At 40.9% G+C, this 851-nt stretch carries 1 pseudogene; it reads left to right on the top strand.

Features of this window, described 5'->3' with window-relative positions:
* Window positions 1-851, top strand: a pseudogene (locus tag AC07WY_RS21465) (hypothetical protein); the annotation flags it as partial.

Below are 851 nucleotides of genomic sequence, written 5' to 3'. Positions count from 1 at the left end.
GATAAAGTGACTGTTGGTACTGTGGTGGTTGATAAAACGACTGGGATCAATGCGGGTGGTAAAAAGATTACCAATGTAGCAGCAGGTGATATCAGTTCAGCAGCATCAACAGATGCTGTGAATGGTGGTCAATTATTTACAACGAATCAGAACGTTGCGAAAAACACATCAGACATTAGTACGTTAAATACCACTGTTACCAATCAAGGTAATCAAATCACGACCAATACGTCAAATATCGCAACCAATACATCTGATATCAGCACCTTAAAAGGTGGCTTTAATTTACAAACCAACGGTAAGAATAGTGGTGCGATTAAAGCGGGTGACACGGTTGATATTGGTGTAGCAACGCCAGCGGATACTAACCTTACAGCAACCAAGACAGGTAACAATGTCGCATTTGCTTTAAGCAAAGACTTGAATTTAACCAGCGTTACTACAGGTAATACAGTGATTAACAACGCTGGTGTAACCGCGGATAAAGTGACTGTTGGTACTGTGGTGGTTGATAAAACGACTGGGATCAATGCGGGTGGTAAAAAGATTACCAATGTAGCGGCAGGTGATATCAGTACAGCAGCATCAACAGATGCTGTGAATGGTGGTCAATTATTTACAACGAATCAAAATGTAAGTAATTTGACGACAACTGTTACGAATCAAGGTAATCAAATCACGACCAATACGTCAAATATCGCAACTAATACATCTGATATCAGCACCTTAAAAGGTGGCTTTAATTTACAAACCAACGGTAAGAATAGTGGTGCGATTAAAGCGGGTGACACGGTTGATATTGGTGTAGCAACGCCAGCGGATACTAACCTTACAGCAACCAAGACAGGTAA

This window comes from Acinetobacter sp. GW821-FHT01C12 (assembly GCF_059422625.1).
The sequence above is the reverse complement of the archived record's forward strand: the minus strand, read 5'-3'. Positions and strand labels throughout refer to the sequence as shown.